At 47.3% G+C, this 25,951-nt stretch carries 26 protein-coding genes and 1 pseudogene; 17 read left to right on the top strand and 10 right to left on the bottom strand.

Features of this window, described 5'->3' with window-relative positions:
- Positions 1-2 precede the first annotated feature (2 nt).
- The 10 genes and pseudogenes from ubiE to MD535_RS11645 form a co-directional block, all read right to left on the bottom strand.
- A complete protein-coding gene (gene ubiE, locus MD535_RS11690; RefSeq protein ID WP_250618790.1) occupies positions 3-785 on the bottom strand; it encodes a bifunctional demethylmenaquinone methyltransferase/2-methoxy-6-polyprenyl-1,4-benzoquinol methylase UbiE in 783 nt (260 codons plus the stop codon).
- Between the two features lie 47 nt (positions 786-832).
- A pseudogene (gene rmuC, locus MD535_RS11685) lies at positions 833-2,158 on the bottom strand (DNA recombination protein RmuC); the annotation flags it as partial.
- A 256-nt stretch (positions 2,159-2,414) separates the two neighbouring features.
- Positions 2,415-2,849 carry a flagellar export protein FliJ gene (fliJ, locus tag MD535_RS11680; RefSeq protein WP_265675198.1) on the bottom strand — a complete coding sequence of 145 codons (435 nt, stop codon included), beginning with the start codon at positions 2,847-2,849 and terminating at the stop codon, positions 2,415-2,417.
- 40 nt (positions 2,850-2,889) lie between these two features.
- Positions 2,890-4,245 carry a flagellar protein export ATPase FliI gene (gene fliI, locus MD535_RS11675; protein WP_265675197.1) on the bottom strand — a complete coding sequence of 452 codons (1,356 nt, stop codon included), beginning with the start codon at positions 4,243-4,245 and terminating at the stop codon, positions 2,890-2,892.
- On the bottom strand, positions 4,238-5,017 hold the full coding sequence (fliH, locus tag MD535_RS11670) for a flagellar assembly protein FliH (RefSeq protein WP_265675196.1): 780 nt from the start codon (positions 5,015-5,017) through the stop codon (positions 4,238-4,240). The genes fliI and fliH overlap by 8 nt, the downstream gene beginning before the upstream one ends.
- 2 nt (positions 5,018-5,019) lie before the next feature.
- A complete protein-coding gene (locus MD535_RS11665; protein WP_265675195.1) occupies positions 5,020-6,036 on the bottom strand; it encodes a flagellar motor switch protein FliG in 1,017 nt (338 codons plus the stop codon).
- Positions 6,002-7,762 carry a flagellar basal-body MS-ring/collar protein FliF gene (gene fliF / locus MD535_RS11660; RefSeq protein WP_265675194.1) on the bottom strand — a complete coding sequence of 587 codons (1,761 nt, stop codon included), beginning with the start codon at positions 7,760-7,762 and terminating at the stop codon, positions 6,002-6,004. The genes MD535_RS11665 and fliF overlap by 35 nt, the downstream gene beginning before the upstream one ends.
- A gap of 3 nt (positions 7,763-7,765) precedes the next feature.
- Positions 7,766-8,122: a flagellar hook-basal body complex protein FliE gene (fliE, locus tag MD535_RS11655; protein WP_265675222.1), complete on the bottom strand. Its 357-nt coding sequence runs from the start codon at positions 8,120-8,122 to the stop codon at positions 7,766-7,768.
- A 12-nt stretch (positions 8,123-8,134) separates the two neighbouring features.
- Positions 8,135-9,505: a sigma-54-dependent transcriptional regulator gene (locus tag MD535_RS11650; protein WP_265675193.1), complete on the bottom strand. Its 1,371-nt coding sequence runs from the start codon at positions 9,503-9,505 to the stop codon at positions 8,135-8,137.
- Positions 9,502-10,326, bottom strand: coding sequence for a MotY family protein (locus MD535_RS11645; RefSeq protein ID WP_265675192.1), 825 nt, complete (start codon positions 10,324-10,326; stop codon positions 9,502-9,504). Before MD535_RS11645 ends, MD535_RS11650 begins: the two co-directional genes overlap by 4 nt.
- Positions 10,327-10,889: 563 nt before the next feature.
- On the opposite strand from MD535_RS11645, the gene MD535_RS11640 reads away from it, so the two are divergent.
- From MD535_RS11640 to MD535_RS11560, 17 genes are all read left to right on the top strand, one after another.
- Positions 10,890-11,723: a FliM/FliN family flagellar motor C-terminal domain-containing protein gene (locus MD535_RS11640; RefSeq protein ID WP_265675191.1), complete on the top strand. Its 834-nt coding sequence runs from the start codon at positions 10,890-10,892 to the stop codon at positions 11,721-11,723.
- Positions 11,720-12,088: a flagellar motor switch protein FliN gene (gene fliN, locus MD535_RS11635; protein ID WP_265675190.1), complete on the top strand. Its 369-nt coding sequence runs from the start codon at positions 11,720-11,722 to the stop codon at positions 12,086-12,088. The genes MD535_RS11640 and fliN overlap by 4 nt, the downstream gene beginning before the upstream one ends.
- A gap of 57 nt (positions 12,089-12,145) precedes the next feature.
- Complete coding sequence (gene fliP / locus MD535_RS11630) at positions 12,146-12,886, top strand: flagellar type III secretion system pore protein FliP (protein ID WP_265675221.1); 741 nt, start codon at positions 12,146-12,148, stop codon at positions 12,884-12,886.
- A 14-nt stretch (positions 12,887-12,900) separates the two neighbouring features.
- Positions 12,901-13,170, top strand: a complete 270-nt coding sequence (gene fliQ / locus MD535_RS11625) for a flagellar biosynthesis protein FliQ (RefSeq protein WP_250618800.1) — start codon at positions 12,901-12,903, stop codon at positions 13,168-13,170.
- A complete protein-coding gene (fliR, locus tag MD535_RS11620; RefSeq protein ID WP_265675189.1) occupies positions 13,170-13,946 on the top strand; it encodes a flagellar biosynthetic protein FliR in 777 nt (258 codons plus the stop codon). The genes fliQ and fliR overlap by 1 nt, the downstream gene beginning before the upstream one ends.
- Positions 13,943-15,070, top strand: a complete 1,128-nt coding sequence (flhB, locus tag MD535_RS11615; RefSeq protein ID WP_265675188.1) for a flagellar biosynthesis protein FlhB — start codon at positions 13,943-13,945, stop codon at positions 15,068-15,070. The genes fliR and flhB overlap by 4 nt, the downstream gene beginning before the upstream one ends.
- A 93-nt stretch (positions 15,071-15,163) precedes the next feature.
- Positions 15,164-17,257: a flagellar biosynthesis protein FlhA gene (locus MD535_RS11610; RefSeq protein ID WP_265675187.1), complete on the top strand. Its 2,094-nt coding sequence runs from the start codon at positions 15,164-15,166 to the stop codon at positions 17,255-17,257.
- Complete coding sequence (locus MD535_RS11605) at positions 17,250-18,062, top strand: diguanylate phosphodiesterase (RefSeq protein ID WP_265675186.1); 813 nt, start codon at positions 17,250-17,252, stop codon at positions 18,060-18,062. The genes MD535_RS11610 and MD535_RS11605 overlap by 8 nt, the downstream gene beginning before the upstream one ends.
- Positions 18,063-18,350: 288 nt before the next feature.
- On the top strand, positions 18,351-19,226 hold the full coding sequence (gene lafA, locus MD535_RS11600; RefSeq protein WP_265675185.1) for a lateral flagellin LafA: 876 nt from the start codon (positions 18,351-18,353) through the stop codon (positions 19,224-19,226).
- A gap of 424 nt (positions 19,227-19,650) precedes the next feature.
- Positions 19,651-20,988: a flagellar filament capping protein FliD gene (fliD, locus tag MD535_RS11595; RefSeq protein ID WP_265675184.1), complete on the top strand. Its 1,338-nt coding sequence runs from the start codon at positions 19,651-19,653 to the stop codon at positions 20,986-20,988.
- Between the two features lie 18 nt (positions 20,989-21,006).
- A complete protein-coding gene (gene fliS, locus MD535_RS11590; protein WP_265675183.1) occupies positions 21,007-21,393 on the top strand; it encodes a flagellar export chaperone FliS in 387 nt (128 codons plus the stop codon).
- Positions 21,377-21,700 carry a LafD gene (locus tag MD535_RS11585; protein ID WP_250618808.1) on the top strand — a complete coding sequence of 108 codons (324 nt, stop codon included), beginning with the start codon at positions 21,377-21,379 and terminating at the stop codon, positions 21,698-21,700. The genes fliS and MD535_RS11585 overlap by 17 nt, the downstream gene beginning before the upstream one ends.
- 3 nt (positions 21,701-21,703) lie before the next feature.
- On the top strand, positions 21,704-22,774 hold the full coding sequence (locus MD535_RS11580; RefSeq protein ID WP_265675182.1) for a flagellar hook-length control protein FliK: 1,071 nt from the start codon (positions 21,704-21,706) through the stop codon (positions 22,772-22,774).
- A 22-nt stretch (positions 22,775-22,796) separates the two neighbouring features.
- The gene (locus MD535_RS11575; protein ID WP_265675181.1) at positions 22,797-23,285 is read left to right on the top strand and encodes a flagellar basal body-associated FliL family protein; all 489 of its coding nucleotides are present in this window, start codon (positions 22,797-22,799) and stop codon (positions 23,283-23,285) included.
- Positions 23,286-23,293: 8 nt separating this feature from the next.
- Complete coding sequence (locus MD535_RS11570; RefSeq protein ID WP_265675180.1) at positions 23,294-24,022, top strand: FliA/WhiG family RNA polymerase sigma factor; 729 nt, start codon at positions 23,294-23,296, stop codon at positions 24,020-24,022.
- A 9-nt stretch (positions 24,023-24,031) separates the two neighbouring features.
- Positions 24,032-24,889: a flagellar motor stator protein MotA gene (motA, locus tag MD535_RS11565; RefSeq protein ID WP_265675179.1), complete on the top strand. Its 858-nt coding sequence runs from the start codon at positions 24,032-24,034 to the stop codon at positions 24,887-24,889.
- Positions 24,889-25,878, top strand: coding sequence for a flagellar motor protein MotB (locus MD535_RS11560; RefSeq protein WP_265675178.1), 990 nt, complete (start codon positions 24,889-24,891; stop codon positions 25,876-25,878). Before motA ends, MD535_RS11560 begins: the two co-directional genes overlap by 1 nt.
- Positions 25,879-25,951 lie beyond the last annotated feature (73 nt).

Here is a 25,951-nt window from a genome sequence, read left to right as displayed (position 1 = left end):
CCTTAGAATTTATAGCCGCGGTGCAAGGCGACAATACCACCGGTCAGATTAAAGTACTTAGTATGCTCAAAACCAGCGTCTTGCATCATCCCTTCTAGGGTCTCTTGATCAGGGTGCATACGGATAGACTCGGCCAGATAACGGTAACTCTCGGCATCATTTGCCACAATCTCACCGATTTTCGGCAACAAGTGGAAAGAGTAGGCATCATAAATTTTAGACAGCGGGTCTAAGATAGGTTTAGAGAACTCTAAAACCAATAAACGACCGCCAGGTTTAAGCACGCGATACATTGAGCGTAACGCTTTGTCTTTATCCGTGACATTACGAAGGCAAAAGCTGATCGTAATACAATCAAAATAGTTGTCTGGGAATGGCAGTTCTTCAGCGTTCGCTTGGACATAATGAACATTACCAACGATGCCTGTATCTCTTAACTTATCACGACCCACGTTGAGCATGGAGTTGTTGATATCCGCCAAGATAACGTGGCCTTGATCACCGACAATACGTGAGAACTTCGCCGTAAGATCACCCGTACCGCCACCTAAGTCAAGAATACGCTGACCCGGTCTTGCTCCGCTGCAATCAATTGTAAAGCGTTTCCATAATCGATGGACTCCACCCGACATGAGATCATTCATAATGTCGTACTTAGCGGCTACTGAGTGAAAAACCTCCGCAACACGCGTGACTTTTTCACCCTTAGACACCGTTTCGAAACCAAAATGCGTGGTTTCATCTTGCTGATTTACTTGATTCGATTGCACGTTAGTATCCGTCATTATCCTTCCTCATACGCAGCGCGACATTACCCCGGCGCTGCCGACGGTCAGTTTACTTTATCCGTCTCTGGTTGTCTTTCCACCAACGCATCATTTTGTGCAATTTCTGTGATAGAGGAAGAAATAGAGCGCTTCACTTCCACCCCTAACTCTTTAAAGCTTTCGGCCTGACGAATGGCGTTTCCTCGCCCAGTCGCCAGTTTATTCATGGCACCTTGATAATTCTGATTCGCTTTATCTAATGCGCCGCCTAGTGCTTCCATATCATCGACAAACAATCTTAGCTTGTCATACAGTTTGCTTGCTTTATCGGCAATAATTTGCGCATTTTGATTTTGCCTTTCATTACGCCACAAGTTATCGATAGTACGTAAGGCCACTAACAGGGTAGTCGGGCTCACAACAATAATATTGTGCTCCATCGCGTCTTTTACCAAGCTAGGGTCAGCTTGAATCGCGACCTGAAAAGCAGGCTCAACTGGAATAAACATCAATACGTAATCCAGTGAACGAATGCCTTTCAGTTGGTGATAGTCTTTTTGTGATAAGCCACGAATGTGGTTTCTTAGCGCCAACAAATGATCGCGCAGCGCCTGCTCTTTCTCTGTATCCAGATCGGCATTAAAATAACGTTCGAAAGCCACCAGCGCCATTTTGGAATCAATCACAACTTGTTTATCTTGTGGCAGATGCACAATCACGTCTGGCTGAAAACGCTTACCCGCTTCATTTTGCAAATTCACCTGAGTTTCGTATTCATGCCCTTCACGTAAGCCAGACTCGGCGAGGACACGGGCAAGCACCACTTCTCCCCAGTTACCTTGCTGTTTATTGTCTCCCTTAAGTGCCTGCGTCAAATTCATCGCCTCGCGAGTCATCTGGTCATTCAAGCGCTGCAGGTTTTTCAGTTCATGTACTAGAGTATGGCGCTCTTTCGCTTCTTGGTTGAAGCTGTCGTTAACCTGCTTTTTAAACCCTTCAAGCTGCTGTTTTAAAGGCGTTAAGATTCCATCAAGACTCTGACGGTTCTGTACATCCACTTTATTGCTATTGGCTTCTAATACTTGGTTCGCCAAGCGCTCAAATTGCTCTTTTAATCGCAACTCCGATTGCTCAAGAAGTTGCATCTTTTCCGTATCTGAACGCTGCTGCTGTTGAAAGGTAGCCAACTGCTCGCGTAATTCGGTTTCCGATAAGGCGCGCGCCTGACGCACACGTTCAAGTTCCTCAGCATAGTGCTGACGCTCTTGTTTCACCGCCTCAAAATAGCGCAGTTTTTCCACCGCAGCCATCACCTTACCGTGGGCTTGTTTAAGCTCAAATGCCGATTTATCTCGCTCATCATCAAGCTCGTCTAACTCTTGCTTGGCGTCGGTTAAGGCCTGCTGCAAACGCTCAATATCTTGCTCCAAGCTCATTTGAACCATGTCTGCTTTTTGCTCCATGATTTCAACCGTTTGTCGCGCTTTAAAATGAAAAATCGCCGCTGCCGAAAACCCTAGGCAGGTAGAGACAGAAGTGATTGAAAGTAGGAGGGTTTGGTGATCAATTATCCATTGCATGTTTGGTCAGCCATCAGCGTTTCATCTAATGCTAATGGTAATTTATACTGGATAAATGTCCAGATATTTACAATTTTCTCAGCTTCAATCGCGAATTAATAATGTCTTCCATTATCTTTTGATCACGTTTAGCTTTTTCATATTTTTGTTTGCTTTTCCAACGCTCAAGTACTTGCTCTAAACCATGTACGCGCTGTGACTTTTGCTGCAATTGTGCCTGTATTGCATGACACTCCGCCTGCATCACCGCCTGCTCATGAACTTGGTGGTTCAGCATGCCTTGCAGCATACGATCGACCATCGTCATGTTCATCAAACTCAGTCGACTACGAGATTGCACTCCATGACCATGGTGAAAGGATTTCAGTTCAGCTAATGCCGATAATCGCGACTCGAGTTTCTCGGTTTGTTGACGTGCAGCATCCAGTTGTGATCCAATTCGGTCGCGTTGAGTTTCTTCAAGCATAGTCAACGCACCGACCGCTTTTATTTTACTCTCCATGATACCCTTCCCTGATAGTCAGCACGCAATATTGGCACTCTTACGACGATGTCGCTTCACTGGCAAAGAGCTGCGCCAATTGCGTTAAGCTTTGCGAGTAATCCAACGTCTCGTCAGCGCCTTGAAGTAAATAGGCTTTCAATTGAGGATGCATCATCACTGCGCGATCAAGCTCGGGATCTTGCCCAGGTTGATAACCGCCTAGCGGCAACAGCTCTTTGACCTGCAAGTAGCTGGCGTAGCATTGACGAAATTGATTAGCAATCATGTGATGTGGCTTTTCAGTACAAGCATTCATGCATCGGCTAATCGACGCATTAATATCTATCGCTGGATAATGCCCTTGCTCCGCAAGCTGCCTAGAAAGCACAACGTGACCATCTAATATAGCTCGCGCAGAGTCGACCACCGGGTCTTGCTGATCATCACCTTCCGCTAGTACCGTGTAGATCGCCGTAAGACTGCCATCGGGGTGCTCACTGTTCCCTGCTCTTTCTAACAATTGCGGCAAAATACTAAATACCGAAGGTGGGTATCCTCGTGAAGCAGGTGGCTCTCCCAATGCTAAAGCAATTTCTCTCTGAGCCATGGCATAACGTGTTAATGAATCCATCAACAACAAGACATCTTTACCTTTGTCACGAAAATATTCGGCGACTCGGTGACACAGCAATGTAGCTCGTAATCGCATCAACGGTGATTCATCCGCGGGCGCGGCAATAATAATGGCTTTGCGTCGGGATTCTGGTGTGAGATTACGCTCAACAAACTCACGCACCTCACGACCTCGCTCACCAATGAGCCCGACCACAATGACATCAGCTTCGGTGTTTTGGGTAATCATCCCCATCAAGACACTTTTCCCGACTCCACTGCCAGCCATTAATCCAATTCGCTGACCTTTTCCCACGGTGAGCAAACCGTTAATAGCACGCACCCCAACATCAAGAGGCGTGTCTACCGGGCGACGTTTCAGCGGATTGATAGGTTGAGGATCCAATGACACGCGTTCTCCCCCCGTTAGCGGTGCCCCATCATCAAGAACTTCACCTAAACCATTAACCACACGTCCTAGCCAATGGTGCCCTAGATGCACATGGCTGTCCCCTTCTAACGGAATCACCTTAGCACCTGCAAATAACCCTCCCAAGCGACGAATCGGCATGAGATAAGCAATCGTATGATCAAACCCAACCACTTGCGCTTCGATCATATCGCCTTCCGCCGTCTCAACTAAAAATCGTTGATCAAGCTTAAAACGACAACCCACCGCTTGCAGCATTAACCCATTCACTTTAACCAAGCGGCCCGTCACTTTAGCAACCGGCACCGCTTCCAATGACGCCATCGCATCATGAAGCCTTGCTGTCAGGGGTAACGACAAAGCATTAGTCATGATTGGACTCATGGCGCGCTGGCAATGTTTCGTCAAGTAAATGATTCTTCACGTTATCCATACACGTTTCTAAGCGCGCATCACAACTGGCATCGGCTTCTGCGTCATCCGTGACCAAATGACACCCGCCCACCGGAAGCTCAGTTTTCGCCACTAGCTTCCAATTGTCTGGCAGTTCAGCATTGATGTTAGCGATACGTTCTAAATCTTGCGGATTCAAGTGCACCATTACTTTTTCAGTCTTACCCGGCATCGCTTCCAAGGTTTCATCCACCAACGCGAGAATTTGCTGCGGCATGAGCGTCAGTTCAGCACGAATGACCTGCTGGGCAACCTTCTGCACTAATTCACAAATCACGTGACGCTGCTGTTGATCTTTCTCTTCCTGCCAACGCTCTAAATGATGGTAAATCTCGTTGACGGGCTTGATTGCCTCTAAAAAAGCCTGCTTTCCGGACTGCTCACCGGAAATAAACCCTTTTTGAAACCCTTCCTTTTGCCCTTCAAGCAGCCCTTGTTGCTGCCCTTGTTCAAGGCCTTGTTGCACCCCTTCTCGATGCCCCTGCTCAAGCCCTTGCTGAAATCCCATCTCAAGTTTTTCTTGCACGTCTGCCTGTGATGCTTCTTCTCCCCACATCCTATCTTCAGCAAGATCATTAGCTTGAACCTTGGGGGCGACCGGAGGAAAACGATGCAATCGATAATCGGATGCCGCTAGCCTAAGTATCGGCTTACTTTCAATCGCAAATGGCGAGGTAACCTTATGCTTCATCGCTATTCCACCGTCTGTTCTTCGTACAGTGACAACTCAATTTCGCCCGCTTCAGACATCGCTTTGACCATTTGCATAATCTCACCACGTGCACGCTCCACCGCGCTAACAGGCACAGCGCCTCTCAGCTGCATATCGTCTTCCAATGCCTGAACTAAACGCTGAGGCATGGATCGTTTTATTGCTTGTTGCAGCGAGATTTCAGCGCCTTTCAGCGCGGTTCCCCACAGTTCAAGTGGAACTTGCTGCACCAAACGATCCATGGTGTCTTCACGCTGTCGCCCTAGCACCATGAAATCAAACATGTTTTCTTCAATTTCACTGACCACATCTTCATCATGCAGCTTGAGCATTTCCATCAACATACCCTTATCACCAGAGAAGCGATTAATAATATCCGCCACCTGTTTTACGCCAGACAATGGCGCACTTTGGCTCGTTGAAACATGTTCAATACAACGTTCAATCAACTCATTAAGATCGCTTGCCACGTCATGATCAATTTCCTGCAAACGTGCAATCCGATACAACAATTCATCATGATAATCCGCAGGCAGTTGCTCGAGTACTTTCGACGAGGTTTCCGGAGGTAGATACGCTAAGAATATTGCCTGCATCTGAGGATGCTCTTGTGAAATAAAACGCGCCAAAATCTCCGCATCAACCCATTGCAAGCGCTGCATGTTGTTGCGAATTTCATCCCCGTATAGATTATTAAGCAGCCCTTTCGCTAAATCATTTCCTAACGCTTTACGTAACGTATTCGACAAATACGCTTTTGATGCACCGCGAATGCCACTATGTTGACGAAAATCATCAAAAAAGTGTTGAATGACCTGCTTGGCATTATCACTTTTTATGCCGCTCAACCGCGCCATTGCTTTGGTCACTCGCTGTGTTTCATCTCGAGTGAAGTGTTGAAATACCTGTGCGGCGGCATCCTCCCCCATCCCAAGCAATACCAGAGCGGTACGCTCAACATGACTAAGCGTGGCTGGTGTTGACTGCGCTGTTTTCATTCACGTTCACCCATTGTTTTAGTACTTCTGCGACACGCTCTGGCTCTTCGTTAGCAATAAGCTGCAGATGTTTTAATTGAATTTCTAGCGGAGAACCCGCCGGCGGTAACATATCGCTGCTCGCATCCAAGCCCGATGACGCAGAGGTAATTCCCTTCTCAGACAGCTTGCGATTGAGTAATTCTTCTCGCTCTCGTTCTTCTCTGGTTTGCACATTCTCTTGATAGTCATCTTGAGGATTCTCAGCAAAATCAAGGTTCGCATTGCGCTGATCGGCACCCGTTAAATGCATAATCAAAGGACGTAAAACAAACATAATCATCGCCATACCCAACAAGCCACCAATCACATAACGCAAAGGTTGCTGGACTGTCGGGTCTTGCCACCATGGCATGGCAACTGGCGCGTCAATTTCAATCGGCGTGAAGTTAAAACTCATCACGTTAAGGCGATCACCACGACCAGCAGAAATCCCCACCGCGTCCATAATCATATCCGAAATCTGATTGCGCTCTGCGTCGGTCCACGCCGTACCATTTGGCGCCGCCGCTTCATTAAGCAATACCGACACACTTAATTGTTCCACTTCACCTTGCTGATATTGCGTTCGACGAATACTGCTGCCCACCGCATACTGGCGATTTAATTCACTGCGCGCGTTGGTATTTTTACTGTCTTGTGTTTCGACCTCTCCCGTCACCGGCGGCTGATTACTTAACGCGCCGGGAATACCTAACGCAATGTTGTCGATACTATTATTTTGAATGCTGTGTTCATTACGAACGACGGGAGTCGAATCAAGGATCTCTTGTGTTTCTTCGACTTGACTGAAGTTAAGATCGGCGGCAACTTGAACCCGATAGTTGCTTGGTCCAACAATAGGCGTGAGCATATCCGCAGCTCGTTGAATCACCTGCTTTTCTACACTCTTCTGATAATCTAAGTATTTAGCATTAACCTTACCGGCTTCCATTGAACCTATATCGGCACTAAGCAAGCGACCATATTGATCAATCACAGAAACAAACTCAGGCTTCATTGCCGTTACGCTGCCCACAACCAAGTTAACTATCGCTTCAACTTGCTCCGGTTTTAGATCATCACCAGCTTTGAGTTCAAGCATAACCGAAGCCGAAGGCTCTTCGCTTTGCTGACGAACAAACAACGTTTGACGAGGGATCGCTAAATGCACCCGAGCATTGGCAATGGCGTTAAGCGAGATAATAGTGCGAACTAACTCACCTTCCAAACCATGTCGATAGCGAGCATTTTCCATAAATTGACTGGTGCCCAGCGAGCTGTCTTCTTTCAAAGCATCTAAGCCGGTTGGCAATTGGGCTTTTACACCTTTCGCGGCCAATAGCATACGAACCTTCGCCACCTGCCCTTCCGTCACTAATACCTGACCATTTTGCTCTTGCAGACGATAAGCAATCCCTTCCGCTTCAAGCACGGAAATGATCTCCCCGATATCAAAACGCTCTTGCTGGCTATACAAAGGGCGATAACTTTGCGATGAACTCCATAGAGCGACCACAATAATAGCGGCAACAATGGCAGCCAATACCGCAGACAACACGAGGTTACGTTGTGAGCTTGACCACAATAGTTTTAGTTTCTGACTAAAATCACCAATGGGTTTCTTATGGACAAAGGCCTGATCTTTTGACGATGATGACTCGATAGCCCCAGGACTAGGCATCACTTGAGAAGTTAATTCTGACATTGTCTACACCGGCATTTTCATGATTTCATCAAACGAAGAGACGACTTTGTTACGAACCTGCATCAAGGCTGAAAATGATAAGCTCGCTTTTTGGCTCGCAACCATTGCCCCAACTAAATCGTCGCTTTGTCCCGTCTCAACCGCCGTCATTTTGCTGCTTGCCAAAGACTGGTGCTCATTAACCCGATCTAGCACCCCTTTCATCGCCGTCGAAAACGATAAAGGTGACAAGGGTTGCTGCGCATCAACTGGGTTTGATGACACCACAAAGTCTGGTTGTATCTGTTGTTGCATCGATTGCAGCTTGGTCAGCATGAGTTGTTCCGCCGTGACCGCGCTATTGATAGGTTGCATTGCCATCATACTTCTCCTTTATGCAGCCGAGCCTAATGCCGACTGCAGATCAATTCCTTGTTCGCGCATTGCAGCCAGCTTATAGCGCAGTGCACGCGTTGAAACCCCCAGCGCGTTTGCCGTTTTGGTTCGATTACCACCAAACTGACGCAGTTGCTCTAGGATAAATTGGAACTCTGCTTGTTTTTTTACTTCCACATGCCCGAATGAAGCGCTGCCTAATCTCTGCTTAGAAGGCGCAGTGTTAGGCAAGGACGGGGCAGAAAGTGAGTGTGGTGATGCCGCAAGTTCAATGGGAAGCATCAGATCTTGGGCAGTAATAAAATCGCCATGACGCATCACAAGTGCACGTTGAATGACATTTTCTAATTCACGAATATTACCGGGCCAGTGATACTGACAAAGCGCTTGTTGCGCATCTTCAGACAGGTGGCAAGCCGCCTTCTCTTTATATTTATTGATAAAGAATTGACTAATCGGCAGGATATCTTCCTGACGCTCACGAAGTGGTGGCCAGTGCAGTGGCAGCACATCCAATCGGTAATAAAGATCTTCACGGAATTGACCTTTTTGCACTTCACTTCTCAGATCTTTATTTGTCGCAGCAATCACACGAATATCAAGTTTAATGGACTTATGACTGCCCACCCGCTCAACTTCTCGCTCTTGCAACACGCGAAGTAGCTTAGCTTGAACCGCTGGTGACATTTCACCAATTTCGTCCAATAAAATGGTGCCACCATTGGCTTCTTCAAACTTACCACTTTGAGAGCCTGATGCTCCGGTAAACGCCCCTTTAACGTGACCAAATAACACCGCTTCAAGCATTGATTCAGGTATCGCCGCACAATTCACGGCGATAAAAGGCTGGGATGCGCGAGGAGACTGATCGTGCACATAATGTGCCAGCACTTCCTTACCCGTCCCTGATTCACCTGAAATCAAAACACTAGCACTGGTGCAAGCCGCGCGATGAGCCAATTGCAACACCTGCTTGCTGCGCCATGATTCCGCAACAATATTCGCCATTGGCTTTTCCATCGCTTCCACGCGATGAAGCAAATTAGTGAGCTGCACCGCCTCGAAAGGACGCAGTAAATAGTCCGTAGCACCGGCCTTCATCGACTCCGCCGCTAGCATACCTTGGTCTTGTTCGACAATGGCAATAGCAACACCCGCGTTAGTCTTGCGCTGCTGACACACGACCCACTCACGAACACTCATATCCGGTAGGCTTGAACTGACTAAACTGATTGCCGCCGTTGGCTCCAATAACGCCGCTCGCCCTGTTCTCACATGACGAACAAGAAACCCTTGCTGCTGCAATACATCAATAATCGGTCGGGCATCATTGTCGCAAGGTTCAACGAGTAAAATATCCTTATTCATTTCAATGTCACCCCCGTCTGCTCATCCTGAGAAGACGTCAATGTGTTCATAGATTGACGAATCACTCTTACTGTCACTCGTCGATTTTTGGCTTGACCTGTTTCTGTCGCATTACTCACCACAGGATAACGATCGCCGTGCGCCCTCACTTCAATTAACGAATTTGATGTCCCCAGTTCGGTTAATAGACTTGCTACATCATCAGCGCGTACCCGAGAAAGCTGCAGATTCGCCATGGACGAGCCTAGATTATCGGTATGCCCATCAATCAACACACGTTGAACCGTTTTGTCCGATTGGAGATAACCTGATAAAGCTTTAAGTACTTGGCGTTGCGAGGCATCCAATACTCGCTGCCCAACACGGAAGCTCAGCTCTATATCTCGAGCCTGCTCATAAGACATGCCCGGTAATGCCGCGCGACAATCATTAAACTGACTGTACGCTTGGTCGATACGAACAGAAGGAACGGTCAAGCCTTCAGTGACTAAAAGCTTACCCTCGTCATTATCGTGACCGAACTCCAAGTGCATCCACGCCCCTTTAGCAAATTCGGTCAAAAAGGCTTCAATACCATGATTAAATGCCACCACTCCCGATGAGACTTGGTGAGAAGTGACAATCGCATTAGAGTACGCTGGCGACTGCCAAGGCGGAGAAATTTGTAACAAACTCGCTTGAGGGGAATTCACGTGCGTCTTGCGCAGCTCCATCGGGCTATTTGGCTCTGCAACAAAAGCAATATATTCCGTACCCGACAAGGAATAACGTAACTGGCATTTAAATTCAGACTCAACAAACTGCCAATTAACCATATCCATTGGGATGCTATTTTTAGCAGCAAATGAGACATTGCCCCATAAAATAAGAACACAAGCTAGCATTAGCGGAAATAAAGCTTCCGCCCGGAATGAATTACTCTTCCTCCACCCCACGATAACGTCAAGGAAGGAAATTAACTCAGACCTATTCCTGTGAATAAATATAACATTCATATCAATACCAATTCTGACATGTAACAAGGCGCATATAATTTAACCAAATATGAACACCAAAAATGAAGTTTTAAAATTAATCTTGTAAAACATAAGCTTAAAAACACAAGCCATACACGGGCAAATTATATGACAAAGGGTTCATTTGCTTTGGCTATATTTAGCTTTTTTTAATATTTATTATTTCACCAAACTAACTCTATTTATTTTTTATTTAAAGATGCTTTTATAATGCATAAACAAACATATGAACCAAGCTCACAAATTTAAATTTTACGACTAAAAAGATATAAAAAAAACAGAGTAGACTAAAACAATAACGCCTAGTTATTAATTTGACGCGTCGGTATTTAGTCGTATCGATAGCTCAATCACTTTTCGGTAATATTATGGCTTCTGAGTATTCATTGACATTAGAGCACGCACAATCACTCAATATCGAGCTTCTTGGTAAGCCGATCCATAGAGTAAAAAATAAACTGGAAGACGAATTTAAACGCTCCAGTCATTCCTTACGTCAAGCGATACAATCTTGGCTCAATAGTTCCGATGTCGATGTCACCATTCAAACGATTACGATCAACAGTGACAATCATCAGTATCACGATTTTGAAAGCATCAGCGCCATGCAACACGAAACCGGCGGTCACCTATCCATTCACCTTTCAAACCTCTTGCTTATCCATCTTGCAGACCAATTTTATGGGGCAAGTATCGAGCGCACGACAGATGAACTTTCAGCCAGTGACCTACGACTCCAAGAACGTATCGCGAAACTGATCAGTACTTGGATTGCACCGATGGAGCATTGGCATTCAAGTCAAGCTATCCCTCATCAAGGGACGGGAATTGTGGCAACTCTTGCCATTACATATCATCACCCGACAAGCGGTAATATGACCGCCAATCTAGCCATTCAACTCGATAGCGTTTTAGTACAAACGCTCGCTGACGAGTTAACGCAGGCCCCTAACCCTCACATCGCCAGCGATTTTCAACATGTGCTGCAGGCCACTCCTGTTAGGCTGAACGTGCAATTAAGCCAAACTCAATTGCCATTAACCCAGGTATTACGTTTGCAACCCGATGATATTTTACCTATCAACTTACTGACAAACGTCCCTGTCCATATAGGAAAGGAGCGTCTCTTTACCGGTCGCGTCGCAGAGCAAGATGGGCAATTGGTTTTAATTTTAAATAATGAAAAGGAAAGCAACTCATGAGCGACACGCCTGAACATAATGCCTTTGACGGTGACGAATTGAGCTTTGATGACTTTCAACTAGAAGGGTTTGATAGCGATACACCACTAAGCACACCCGCTTCACCTCAACGTGACCTCAGTTTTTTTAAAAGCATTCCTGTCACTGTGACTCTTGAAGTCGCCAGTAAAGAAATCGCGTTAGGTGAGCTAATGAGTGCGGGTGAAGGCAGCGTGATAGAACTGGACAAGCTCAATGGTGAACCTCTCGATGTGAAAGTGAATGGTTCACTGATGGGACATGCAGAAGTCGTTGTTATCAATGATAAATACGGTTTAAAGCTGATCGACGTAGTGGATTCTGCACTGACCAAGATGGGGCCATAGTTAGTGTCTCATCCGTTTACTCACAAGGTTGTTAAACTGACTAAACACCACTTCGCCTTGCTGTGTCACCTCCCTTGGAAGTTCATCGTACTGGTGAGCTTAATCAGCTTCCCTGTCGCGGCAGACAACGGGTTAACCTTTCTTACCGTCAATGATGGTCAGACCGACCAGGCGTATAGCGTCAAGTTGCAAATTTTGCTACTTATGACCGCGCTGAGCTTTCTGCCTGCATTTATTCTGATGGCTACGAGCTTCACACGGATCATCGTGGTCTTAGCCATTTTGCGACAGGCTCTTGGTCTGCAGCAGAGCCCGCCTAATCGCGTGTTAGTGGGCATTGCACTCAGCCTAAGTATTTTAATCATGCGCCCGGTCTGGAGTGACATTTATCAAAATGCTTTCCAACCATACGACCAAGGTGAAATCACCTTAATGCAGGCATTTTCCACCGCAGAAAAACCTGTGCGCAACTTTATGTTGGCACAAACCCAGCAAAACGCGCTCGAGCAAATGCTGCGTATCGCCAATGAGCCTCTGAATCAAAATATTGAGGATATTTCCTTTGCGGTGATTTTACCGGCCTTTGTCATTAGCGAGCTCAAAACCGCATTTCAAATTGGTTTCATGCTGTTCATCCCGTTCCTCATCATTGACCTCGTCGTGGCCAGTGTTCTAATGGCCATGGGGATGATGATGCTTTCACCACTCATTGTCTCTCTGCCCTTTAAGCTTGTCGTCTTTGTATTAGTGGACGGCTGGGCGATGACCGTGGGTACGCTCTCGGCCAGTTTTGGATAGCACAAGGACAAACCATGACTCCAGAAATGACCGTCACGCTATTTTCTAATGCCATCTGGCTTATCATCAATATGGTGATGGTCCTAGTACTGCCTGGGCTCGGAGTAGGGTTGATTATTGCTATTTTTCAGGCCGCCACACAAATACAAGAACAAACGTTAAGCTTCCTACCGAAATTACTTGCCACCCTACTGATGGTGATTTTTGCTGGCCACTGGATGTTACGAAAAATCATGGAGCTGTTTGATTACCTGTTCCACAACATCCCAGGGATGATTGGCTGATGCAATTGACCTTTGCCGATCTCTCACAATGGCTAGGGCAGCTATGGTGGCCCTTTTTTCGCATTGGGGCGGCATTTCTTGCCTTACCCTTTTTTGGTGATGCCCTGATTCCAGTTTGGGTTCGCAGCTTGCTCGCGCTGTCTATCGTCGTCATTACTGCCCCCTTGATGCCGCCAATGCCTGCCGTTGAATTATTTTCTATGACATCCCTGTTCCTTGCCTTTGAACAGGCGCTATGGGGGGTGTTTTTCGGTCTGATTTTGCATCTGTTTTTTACTATTTTCACCATGCTGGGACAAATTGTTTCCATGCAAATGGGGCTAGGAATGGCCATCATGAATGACCCGGTCAACGGGCTCTCGGTCGCGATTCTAGGGCGCATATTTTTATTGTTATCCACCCTGCTATTTTTAACACTAGAAGGGCACCTTTTAGTGATTGATATTCTTGTGCAAAGCTTTGTGATTTGGCCTGTTGGCTCTGGTCTCAGCATGAGCGCGCTCAATCAAGTCATTGGGCTATTTGGCTGGATGTTTGCTTCCGCCCTTGCCCTCGCACTGCCTGCTATTGTTTCAATGTTACTTGCCAATATCAGTTTTGGTGTGATGAATCGCGCCGCGCCCAGCTTAAATGTCTACGCGCTCGGTTTTCCGATGACCATGCTGCTCGGTCTATTCAGTATTTTGCTCACCGTTACGGGTATTCCAAGTCGCTATACCGCCCTAGTTCATGAGGTGCTTCGCCATCTCAACGGATTTGTCGTGGGGGGGGTATGAGCGAACAATCTAGCCAAGATAAATCAGAAAAAGCCTCACCGCAGAAGGTTAAAAAAGCGCGCCAAGAGGGACAAATTCCGCGGGCCAAAGAATTTTCCTCAGCGGTTATCTTTCTGGCCGTAGCGTTATTTTTTAACAGCCAACTGCCCAGTATTTGGGCGCATATCTCTGGTATTTTTCGTTTCAATATGAGCCTGATTCGTGAGGATCTTGATAACCCAATGCAAATGATTGAGCAGCTCGGTCATAGCTTGGGGATCCTAATCGACATGCTGCTGCCCATGTTCTTAGTTATCGTGATTGTCGCGGTTGCTAGCAGCCTAATTTTAGGCGGCTGGATGTTTCGCCCCGCCAACGTGCAGCCAAAACTCAGTAAACTCAGTCCTCTGTCCGGCATTAAACGCATGTTTTCTACCCGCTCACTGGCCGAGTTACTCAAATCAACGTTCAAGGTTTCGGTCATTTTTGCTCTGCTCTACAGCTACCTCAACAGTAACCTTCAGCCCTTGTTAGGCATGCAACAGCTCACCCTAAATCAAGGCGTCACCATGGTGATGACCATTTTATTCGAAGGCTTACTATTGATGGGAGTAGCGCTGCTTATCTTCGGCGTCATTGACATTCCTTACCAACGTTGGGAACACTTAAAACAGCTCAAAATGACCAAGCAAGAACTGAAAGAAGAGTATAAAAACAATGAGGGGCGACCTGAGGTCAAACAGCGAATTCGACAAATTCAGCAACAGTTTGCGCGTCGTAAAATCGAAAAAACCGTACCGAAAGCCGATGTGGTGATCACCAACCCCACGCATTATGCGGTGGCATTAAAATACGACACCAGCCTATCGGATGCGCCATTTGTGGTGGCAAAAGGCATTGATGAAGCCGCCATGCACATCCAGCGCATCGCGCGTGAAAATCAGGTGGAAATCTTAAATTCCCCTCCGCTGACACGATCGATTTACCACACTACAGCAATAGAACAAGCCATACCGAGTCAGCTCTACATTGCGGTCGCACATATTCTGACCTACGTCATGCAGCTGAGATCATTTCGCCGTGGGGCCGGAGAGAAACCGTTGCCGATACCGCAGTTTTCGATACCAAAACATTTACAACATTAGCGTTGAAATTACGGCATTTATATTGAGTACAGAACACACGAATCACTCATCGCCAACTATCTCTCATCGCCAACTATAGAAAAAGGAACCTTCATGTTGAACCGAATCAAACAACTTCAGCAAACCAGCAAAGGGTACATTGGTATCCCTGTGGTGCTGCTGATGATTCTGGCGATGGTCATTTTGCCACTACCACCTTTGTTGTTGGATGCTTTGTTTACCTTCAACATTGTCCTCGCGATACTGGTGTTGCTGGTCAGCACGACCGCGAAACGGCCATTAGATTTCTCTATCTTCCCGACCATTTTGCTTATCGCGACGCTCATGCGATTAACGCTCAATGTCGCCTCCACCCGAATCGTTCTCTTGGAAGGGCATCAAGGTGGCGATGCGGCGGGTAAAGTGATTCAAGCCTTTGGTGAAGTAGTGATCGGCGGCAACTACGTCGTCGGTATGGTGATATTTGTCATTTTGATGATCATCAACTTTGTGGTAATCACCAAAGGTGGCGAACGTATTTCCGAAGTGTCTGCGCGCTTCACTCTCGATGCGCTACCGGGTAAACAGATGGCTATCGATGCCGACCTAAATGCAGGGTTAATCGATCAAGAATCGGCAAGACAACGTCGACAAGAAGTCGCAAACGAGGCCGACTTCCACGGCTCTATGGACGGCGCTTCAAAGTTTGTTCGTGGTGACGCCATCGCCGGTTTAATGATTCTGTTCATTAATATTATTGGTGGTATCAGTATCGGGGTATTTGAGCACGGTCTTGCCGCCTCAGAAGCCTTTAAAACCTATGCTCTACTCACCATCGGTGATGGCCTAGTCGCACAAATTCCGTCTTTGTTACTTGCTACCTCAGCTGCCATTATCGTGACGCGTATTAATGACAGCGAAAATAGCATGGCTGAGACCATGCAAAAGCAATTACTGGCGACCCCATCGACCTTATTTACGGTGGCAACCGTCATGTTGATCATCGGCATGGTTCCCGGCATGCCTCATCTGGCATTCTTTACCTTTGCCGCAGCGCTTGGCTTTGCTGGCTGGCGACAATCCAAATCCACCCCTGCCGATCCACAACTGGATGAAGTCGCGGCGATCTCTCAAGTCATGCACGACAATCCTGACGTTGCATTGGCTTGGGAAGATATTCCGCACGTCCACAGCTTATCATTAGCGCTAGGCTATCGCTTAGTCCACCTGGTCAATAAAGAACAAGGTGCACCACTGGCGCAGCGTATTCGAGGGGTACGTAAAAACCTCTCCGAGCAAGTGGGGTATTTACTGCCAGAAGTTGCTATTAGAGACAATTTGAACCTCAAACCCAATCAATACACCTTGTCACTCAATGGAGAAATTATTGAAGAAGGCTTAATTGAGCCCGACCGATTAATGGCTATTGCAGTGGGCGAAACCTACGGAGAAATTGACGGCATCTTGGGTAGCGACCCTGCCTACCACTTACCTGCGGTATGGATAACACATCAAGACAAGGCCAAAGCTCTAAATATGGGTTATCAGGTAGTAGACGATGCGACCGTGATTGCCACTCATATCAGTAAAATAATGAAAACCCATCTTGCCGAGCTGTTTAATCACGATGATGTCGATGCAATGAACCTGCGATTGAGCCAACAAGCGCCTAAACTTTGCGAAGCATTAAGTGCAGCATTAAGCCTGTCACAGCAATTAAAGGTGTACAGGCAACTACTTGCCGATCAGGTCCCCCTTAAAGATATTCGCACCATTGCTAATACCATGCTGGAATCGGCGGAAAACACCAAAGACCCGATCTTACTGGCCGCTGATGTCCGCTGCGCGCTGCGCCGAACACTAGTGAATTTGATCGCGGGTCAACGGAAAGACTTAAATGTGTACGCGCTGTCCGATGAATTGGAACAGATGTTAATGACCTCCCTGCAACAGGCGCAAGCCAGCGGCAGCGTGATGCTCGATAGTTTCCCGATTGAGCCGAATATCCTCAATCAATTCCAACAAAATATGCCGTTAATCAAACAGCAACTTAAACAACAAGGGCTGGCGCCCATCTTATTGGTGATGCCGCAATTAAGGCCCTTGCTCGCTCGCTATGCTCGCACCTTCTCACAAGGCCTAGCCGTGCTGTCATACAACGAAATCCCAGACAACAAACAAATAAACGTGGTAGGAAACCTTGGATAATCTCACTTCAAATCAAGCGCTGTATTACTATCTCAGCCAATTGATCGGTCAGCACGTCGTCACGGAAGACGACCAGTTGATATTTTCTGCGTTCGAAGCCAACGACATTCATCATGCCTGTCAGGCGATTCGAGACACCAATAGTGGAGATATTGAATATCAACATCTTACTCTGCGCTTTGGCAGTCATAGCGAGCAAAGTGTTTATCAATTCGATTTGTCGACGTCGATGCGATTTTGCTTGGATCTCTACAGCTTATATTTGGCAGTGCGACAAACTAAATTCCAGATTGAAACATTCCACCCTGACCTCATCAGCAATGTGGTCGTTCCCATCAGCCACGATGCGCTGCTGTGGCAACAAGGGCAGTTCTTCCTAAAACAAATCATACGTTTTCATGCTGGTGCGTTTTATCACATCATCCCCTCGTTGCAATTAAGTGAGACGAGTACGCTGCATCCCGATACTCAACCACTCAGCGACACGCTCAAAGAATACGCCTACGCATTATGGTTTGATATCTCACCATCACAAATGCAACTCGACCGTTTACTGCCACTCGCCCCGGATGCCTTTAAAGTCGCAGTTACCATTGAGAGTAAACAAGATCGCAGCGCCTTATTACCATTAGTGCGTTTTTGTCGGCTACATAAAATAAAATGGGTGGCAGGCCGTATCTGCAGTCAAGAAGAGTTAACGCAATTCAAACGACTTGGGGCGAGCTATTATTTTGGCTATTTCAGCGACTTACCCACCGCCATGTCATTTAAATCGTTTGGCGATGCGCATAATGAAGTGATGTGAGGTTCGAGGAGATCATGTGGGACGAATAATTATCGTCAACGAAAGCGAAGAATGTCGACCCACTTTCAACTCTCTTCCTCCCCTCTAGGCGCTAGGCACCAGAAACCGCTCTATACCCATAAACCGAATTTACCCCCTTCCCTTGAACCAACCTCACACATTTACGCCCAATTTCAACAATTTGGCTATTTTTTTCACTTTTGAGTTAATCCTAGAAATTAACTGACCGCCTCTTGTTAGTGAGCGGGGCGAATGTCCCAAATTGATAGTGATTCAAGGAGAACGACAATGGCTTTATCAATGCACACGAACTACGCGTCGCTAGTGACACAAAATACACTAAACAATACTAACGGCCTATTAAACACTGCAATGGAACGTTTGAGCACAGGTTATCGTATTAACTCTGCAGCAGATGATGCAGCAGGCCTTCAAATCTCTAACCGTCTTGAGTCACAAAGTCGCGGTATGAACGTTGCCATGCGAAACGCGCAAGATGGCATCTCTATGCTACAAACTGCTGAAGGCTCATTTGATGAAGCAACTAATATACTTTATCGAATGAACGATATCGCAATTCAAGCGGCAAATGGTTCAAACGCAGCCAAAGATGTTACAGCTCTAAACGAAGAGTTTCTTCAATTAGGTGAAGAGCTCGCGAATGTAATGAACAATACGCAATATGCTGGTGATACTCTATTCGGTCAAGCAGTCGCGGGGACCGGAGACGGTATTAAAGGCGGCGGCCTTGTTTTCCAAATTGGTTCAACAGCTAATGAGCAGTTAGATTTATCAACTTCTGTTGATGGTAAGGTAGGTGCAGCAGTTACTAGTCTCACGGCTTATGCCGATGTAGCAAATACAGGTACAACTCCTGTCAATGTTAGCGATGCCGGGATCCTGGCTACCATCGAAGCTTCAATAGACACTGTTGGCGCAGCTCGAGCGAGCCTCGGTGCAAACATCAACCGTCTAGAACACACTATCGTGAACCTAGGTAACATGGTTGAGAATACCTCCGCGGCAAAAGGCCGTATCACCGATGCTGACTTCGCCGTTGAATCTTCAAATATGACGAAGAACCAAATGCTGATGCAAGCAGGTACAACGGTACTATCGCAAACTAACCAGCTACCTGGTATGGCAATGTCACTGCTTCGCTAATTTTACCCCATCCTTGATAACGGATGTGATGACACCCCGTCTAGCCCAGCCGTTATTGTGGATACGAAGAGTTTTCCTTTATTCGCTCTTCATCCGTCCTTAACCTCCTTCGGGAGGTTTTTTTGTACCAAGCTACCCACACCTAAGTCGTCGTAATTCGGAACCCATATCCCACAATTCAAAACGAATCCGTCACTGCAATTAACACGCCCATGATATCAGCCGCCTTATTGTTCTAGTGAAAAACCATTATTCGCGGAAAGCGGAAATCATCCACTGGAAAACAGACTTCCGCCACTTACAAATAAAAAAACATAAACAACTGATTTAAAACAAAATAAATCATGGCATGCATCTTGATTTATTTACTGTTCACCTCTGTGCTGTTCACAATCATACAGCCAGCATGATTAGGAGCATTCTAATGAGTTCATTAGACCCCATTACTATGGCAACCCAGCTCGCGACTTATGACGTGCAGCCATTTCAGAACCGCTACCAAATGCAAGCGGACAGCTATCTCGCGCAAATGACGGCATTAGGTAAAGTAGAGTCGGCGCTTCGAGAATTTAGAACCGCCGTCAATGCAATGAATAGTACTGACTCAAACGTCATTAAAAACAGTGCCTCCATTTCGCAAGAAGGGTTCTTTAGCGCCAAAGCGGATGCCAGTGCGATGGCTGGAAGTTATCAAGTTTTTGTGGAGCAAGTCGCAACCGCACATCAGCTATCAACGGGCATGCCAGCCAATCTGGATTCAACCACCGAAGTACCTACAACGGGTACGCTCGACTTTACTATTAACGGTGAAAGCTTATCGGTTGATCTCTCTACGCTAGACACAGACGGAGATGGCAAAGCAACGATGACGGATCTTGTTTCCGCGATCAACAACGACCCAGACAACCCGGGCATCAACGCAACACTGGTTCGCTCCAACGGCCAGACACACTTTATGTTATCGAGCACGGAAACCGGCGTCGCCAATACCATCAATGTTTCCGCCTCCGGCACTGGATCAACATGGTTTGAGGATGCGTTCACTAACACCAGCAACATCAGCACGCCACAAGATGCGGTCATTTGGCTTGGTGCCGAAGGAACAGGCCTCAAACTAGAAAACAGCAGCAATACCTTTACTGGCGTGATTGATGGCGTTGATCTCACGGTCAGCAAAGCTCAAGTATCTGGTGAGGCTCCCCTCACCCTCAATATTGGCGCAGATTCTGAAGCGACCAAAGAGCAAGTTAATCAATTTATCGACGCCTACAACACCCTAATGTCCACCATTGACGAGCACACTGGCATTGGCGGCGAAGATAAATCGCGTGGCGTATTAGCCAGTGACCCAACCCTGCGTTCAATTGAGAGTCAGTTAACCAGCTTAGTTCGAGGCGAGTTCGAGGGCATGCGCTTAAGCCAAGTGGGTATCACGCTCGATCGCAGTGGCACCATGACATTAGATGCCAGCAAATTTGAAGAAGCACAAACCAATAATAGCGCCGCCCTCGAGGCCATGTTCAACGGTGAAGGTAACCTTCTCGATTCTATCGATGCGATGGCAAACCCGTTCTTACAATCGACCTCTGGCTTGTTTAAAAGCCGTAAAGATAGCTTACAGCAAAATATCTCACGCATTGACGATAAGCAGAGCACGTTAGATCGCAAATACGACATGGCTTACAACCGTTATCTAAAACAATTTACCCAAATGAATACCTTAATGACCCAAATGAATCAAACCATGGGCATGTTTGGTTAACCCAAGGAGACAATAAAAATGCTAATGGACTCAGGCTACGACTCTTATCAACAGGTTGACTTAAACGCTCAAGCGGCCGCGGCTAGCCCTCATCAACTCGTCATCATGCTCATTGATGGGTTGCTTGATGAGGTAGAACGTGTGCGCGGTCATATCACTGCAGGTCGCCTCGCCGAAAAAGGCGATGGCATCAGCAAGAGCATGAATATTTTAGTCGGTCTCGACAGTGCATTGGACTTAGAAGCTGGCGGCGAAATTGCTGAAAACCTGCATCAACTGTATGACTTTTGCCAAGTGGAACTGTATCAGGCAAGCGTCAACAACGATATCGACAAGCTGACGAATGTAGAGCGCGTCATGGGCACAATCAAAGAGGGGTGGCTGAATTTTGGCAAACACGCATAAGGTGTCCCCTGAGCGATTTCGACACCTAAGTCAACTCATTGAAATTGCGACAAAAACACAAGACTGGCCCACCCTTCAGCGCTACGACGTGCAGCTTAGGGAGCTTTTGGTCACCCATGATCCTTTTACTAAAGGAGGTCGCCAAGACCCACGTTTAGCCGCTGAGATAGAGCGGGCAAAACAAGCGCACTTACGAGCATTTATTGCGCTTTCTGAAGCGACCAATGCGTTAAAAACGCAGCTTGGTGAAGCCGATGAGCAAAAAGAACGGGCGCAAGCTTATCAACTCGCGATGAGTCTGGAGTAACCCATGGTAACGATACCTGCAGCAACTAATAGTACGACTCAAACGACACCACATCGGGGAACTGAGGGTGAGCGCTCTATCGCCCCATCCAGCCAAGAAAATGCGCGACAAAACCCGCCCGCGTCATTCAAAAAATTGGTCGGCGACAAAAAAACCGAACCGTCATCATCAAATGAAGCGGATGCGCTGCCTAGCGACGCGATAGCCATGAATGCCACCGCAGATACGCTAGCCCCAGCATTAACCACGGCATTGCCGCTCACGCCTCACCATCCCAGTGACGGAGCATTTCACGCACCACCGAACGCGCGACATAATATGACGCTGGCGACACAAGGCCGTACCATTCAAAACGGCGTTCTGCAGGCTCAAGCTCATCTTCCTGAACAGGGGAGTAGTCCACTTATTGACGCCAGAGTAAGCACGCCGAGTCAGTCTACAGGGCGATCTTTTGAAGCATCGCTTGGACTACAGGCTCATACAACGGCGCTAGCCCACTCGCGACTCAATACGTCACCATTGGGTAATGACATTCCTTCATTACTAATGACGGCAACTGCCGCTAGTAACCCATCAGCCTCGCATTCTCCAGCGCCGCCAGCGGTCAGCAGCCATACAGAAGCCAGTACGGCGCAGTGGGCCAATGTCCGTATTGACACTCAAGCAGGAAAATGGGGAGAGCAGATGCTTCAGGTACTGCATGACCGTGTGACCTTGCAATCGCAGCAAAACTTACAAGAAGCACGCATTCGGCTTGACCCACCTGATTTAGGCAAGCTCGACCTAACAGTTAGAGTCGAGGGCGATAGGCTCAGTGTGCAAATTAACGCCAATGCAGCGGCAACGCGCGAGGCGTTAATGCAAGTTTCGGAGCGACTACGCAGTGAATTGCAACAACAAAATATTCTACAAGTCGAGGTGCAAGTCGGTTCTGGTGACAACTCCAACCCTTCTTCCAACACGCCAAACCGCGATGAAGAGGTGGGCATCTTCGCCGCACGAGAACGACATGAGGAGCCGACGAGTTTCTCATCTCACTCATCTTCTGGCCACTGGTTCAACATTCACGCCTAGTGCATTCATAAGGAAATAGGTCATGACCAAACAACAAATTTTTGCTCTTTTTATTGCCACCATTATCTGCAGTGCATTGGTCTCTGGCGGGACGGTTTTTGGTACCGCGTGGTACCTACAGCAAGAAAAGAACAACACCTTGACCAGTAATTCATGGCTATCGGAGTTATTTAGCAGCCAGCCAGAGCGCCAACTACAGCCAAGCTTTCAAGCGCTTGATAAGTTAGTTCTCAGTGTGAGAGGAAAGAAGCAAACTCACTTTGTCATGCTAGAGCTTGCCATTGAAACCCGTCGTCCAGAGCGTATGGAAAATATTAATGACTACATGCCCGTAGTTCGCAACGCCATGCTCAACCTCTTTAGCCAAAAAACCTATGAGGAGCTGCACGGTGAAAATGCGCTAGCAATGCTGCAAGATGAAGTCAAAGTGACCGTGCTTGGCGCGTTCGAGAAAACGGATCTCGTACGCGATATTGACGATGTACTCCTGACTAAATATGTCGTGCAGTAGGTGGCGTTATGTTGGATATGAATTACAAGGACAGTTACGGTATAGAAGAAGAGATTCAATCTCCCTCTGTGCCCATTGATGAACAGCGATTACTGAGTCAACATCAAATACTCGTCAAGCGCGTCGTCAACCAACTGCGTCATCACGCTACCACCCATTGCAGCATAGAAGACATGCAACAAATTGGGCTTATTGGGTTGCTGGAAGCGGGGCGACGTTATGGCGATATCGATGACAGTCAATTTCCTGCGTTTGCGGTATGCCGAATTCGTGGTTCGATTTTAGATGAATTACGTCGGCTCGACTGGCGCTCGCGTAAAACCCGTCAGCAAGCCCACGAACTTAACGACATCACGCGTGACCTCACCAAATCTTTAGGTCGCCTACCCACAGACAAAGAAATCATCAGCGCTTTGGGTACCGACCAAGCGGATTACTTATCTCGCCTTAATGCTTCCATGGCAGGCGAAATGCAAAGCCTAGATCAACTGCTCGATAGTGGTCTTGAGGGCAACATTCACTCTGCTTATGACGCCACTCAACATGAGCACCATCGACGCAGCCTTGAGGTCGCATTGGGTCAACTGGCGAAGCGTGAACAGCTACTCATGACCCTGTTTTATCAACACGACATGAATCTTCATGAAATTGCGTTAGTACTCGATTTAACGCCACCACGCATCTGTCAGCTTCACAAGCAAGCTCTCAAGCAACTCAATCAATTGTTATCTTCTTAGGAGTCACCTATGCAAAAATTTATGGGCGCGGTCATCATTTTGATGTGTGTCTTCGGCGGCTACGTTTGGGCCGGCGGTAGCCTAATGGCGATCTGGCAACCAGCTGAATTCCTCATCATTATTGGTGCAACGGTTGGCTCGCTGATCATTGGTAACCCACCACAAGTACTCAAAGAAATGCGTCTCCAGCTGCGCTCTATCTTGTCGCCCCATAAAGAAGAGCAAGCCTTTTTCATGGAGCTGATGGCACTACTACAAATCCTGTTAGAAACCGTGCGCAGCGGCGGCTTTAAAGCGCTGGATAAGCACATTGAAAATCCAGAAGAAAGCCCAATATTTAACCGCTACCCACTGGTTAGCCGTGACTATCGCCTCGTTTCTTTCATAACCGACAATTTACGTTTAATGGCAATGGGACAAATGTCGCCTCATGAATTAGAGGGGCTACTAGAACAAGAGATCGAAGCCATACAAGCAGACCTTCTTCTGCCGTCACGTTCCATGCAAAGAACGGCAGAGGCCCTACCAGGTTTCGGCATCTTGGCAGCGGTGGGTGGCATTATTATCACCATGCAGGCCATTGATGGTTCAATCGCGATGATTGGTTATCACGTTGCCGCGGCTCTAGTTGGCACATTTTTAGGAATTTTTGGTTGTTATTGCTGCTTAGACCCAGCGAGTAACGCCATGGCTCAGCGCGTAAAACGAGACATGTCAGCCTTTGACTGCATCCGTGCCACCCTAGTGGCGTATGTTGCGAAAAAGCCAACACTGCTCGCCATCGACGCTGGCCGTAAACACATTCAGCTCGACATCAAACCAACCTTCAACCAAATGGAGAGGTGGCTCGCTGAACAGGAGGGATAATGCAAAAACAAGAGCACGTTGTCTTTAGGCGCTCAAGCCGCCGCCATGAAGAAGAGTTCCATGGCGGCGCATGGAAAGTGGCCTTCGCCGACTTTATGATCGCACTCATGGCTCTGTTTCTCGTATTATGGGTGATGCAAGTCGTTGATAAAGAAGAGCGGAAAGCGATTGTCGCTCACCTACAGATGGCCAGTGTCTTTGATAAAAGCACAGGTAACCTCTTTGATACCTCACAAAGTATCTCACCTATCGACCTGACTTCAGATTCCTCTGTCGCTAGCCGTCATGATTCGGTGCACACGGTGAGCTCTTTTTTTCAAGGGGATCGCGATGGGCCAGAATCCGATTCACTGATTGACGGCACATTCGATACTCAAGAGCGTCTCGCCGCCCTTGCTAAGGTCATCAATGACGCTATGCGTCAGATTAATGCCGAGGGAAATGTCGACATTACGGTCACGCCACAAGGCCTAAGAATCGTGCTGCAAGATGACTACAAACAAAATATGTTCCGACGGGGTGGCTCAACATTAACGCCATTTTTTGAAGATTTATTACTGGCTTTAGCACCTATATTTAACCGCGTTGAAAACCCGATGATTATTAGCGGTCATACTGACGCGACCCAATATCAAAAAGCTTTTCGTGATTCGTCAAACTGGGAATTGTCATCCTCACGAGCGAATCGAGCGAGGCAAACCCTGGTCGCAGGAGGCATGCCAGAGCAGCGAGTATTGCAAGTCACCGGCATGTCGGATCGGGCACTGCTAAACCGAGAAGAACCCAAATCGAGCGAAAATAGACGCATCGAACTGTTTGTTCTCACCACACCTGCCGCCCAAGTCATCAGTACGTTATTTGGCGAGCAACCAACCAGTGAACTCAATAAAGCGCGACAAAAAGCTAAATTCAATCAACCTGTATTCAGGCACGACACGATTGGTTATTCGGTGGACACCTCTCCCCCTATAACCCCTCAGCCTCTCTAGTGGTTTTATTGCTAGCAAGTTCTATGCTTTAGATAACTTGCTAGCAATAGACACATGTGTTTGTGATGAATAA

It is taken from the genome of Vibrio qingdaonensis (assembly GCF_026191675.1).
Lineage (GTDB): Bacteria > Pseudomonadota > Gammaproteobacteria > Enterobacterales > Vibrionaceae > Vibrio > Vibrio qingdaonensis.
Note: the sequence above shows the minus strand (reverse complement) of the source record. Positions and strands in the feature narration are given on the sequence as shown.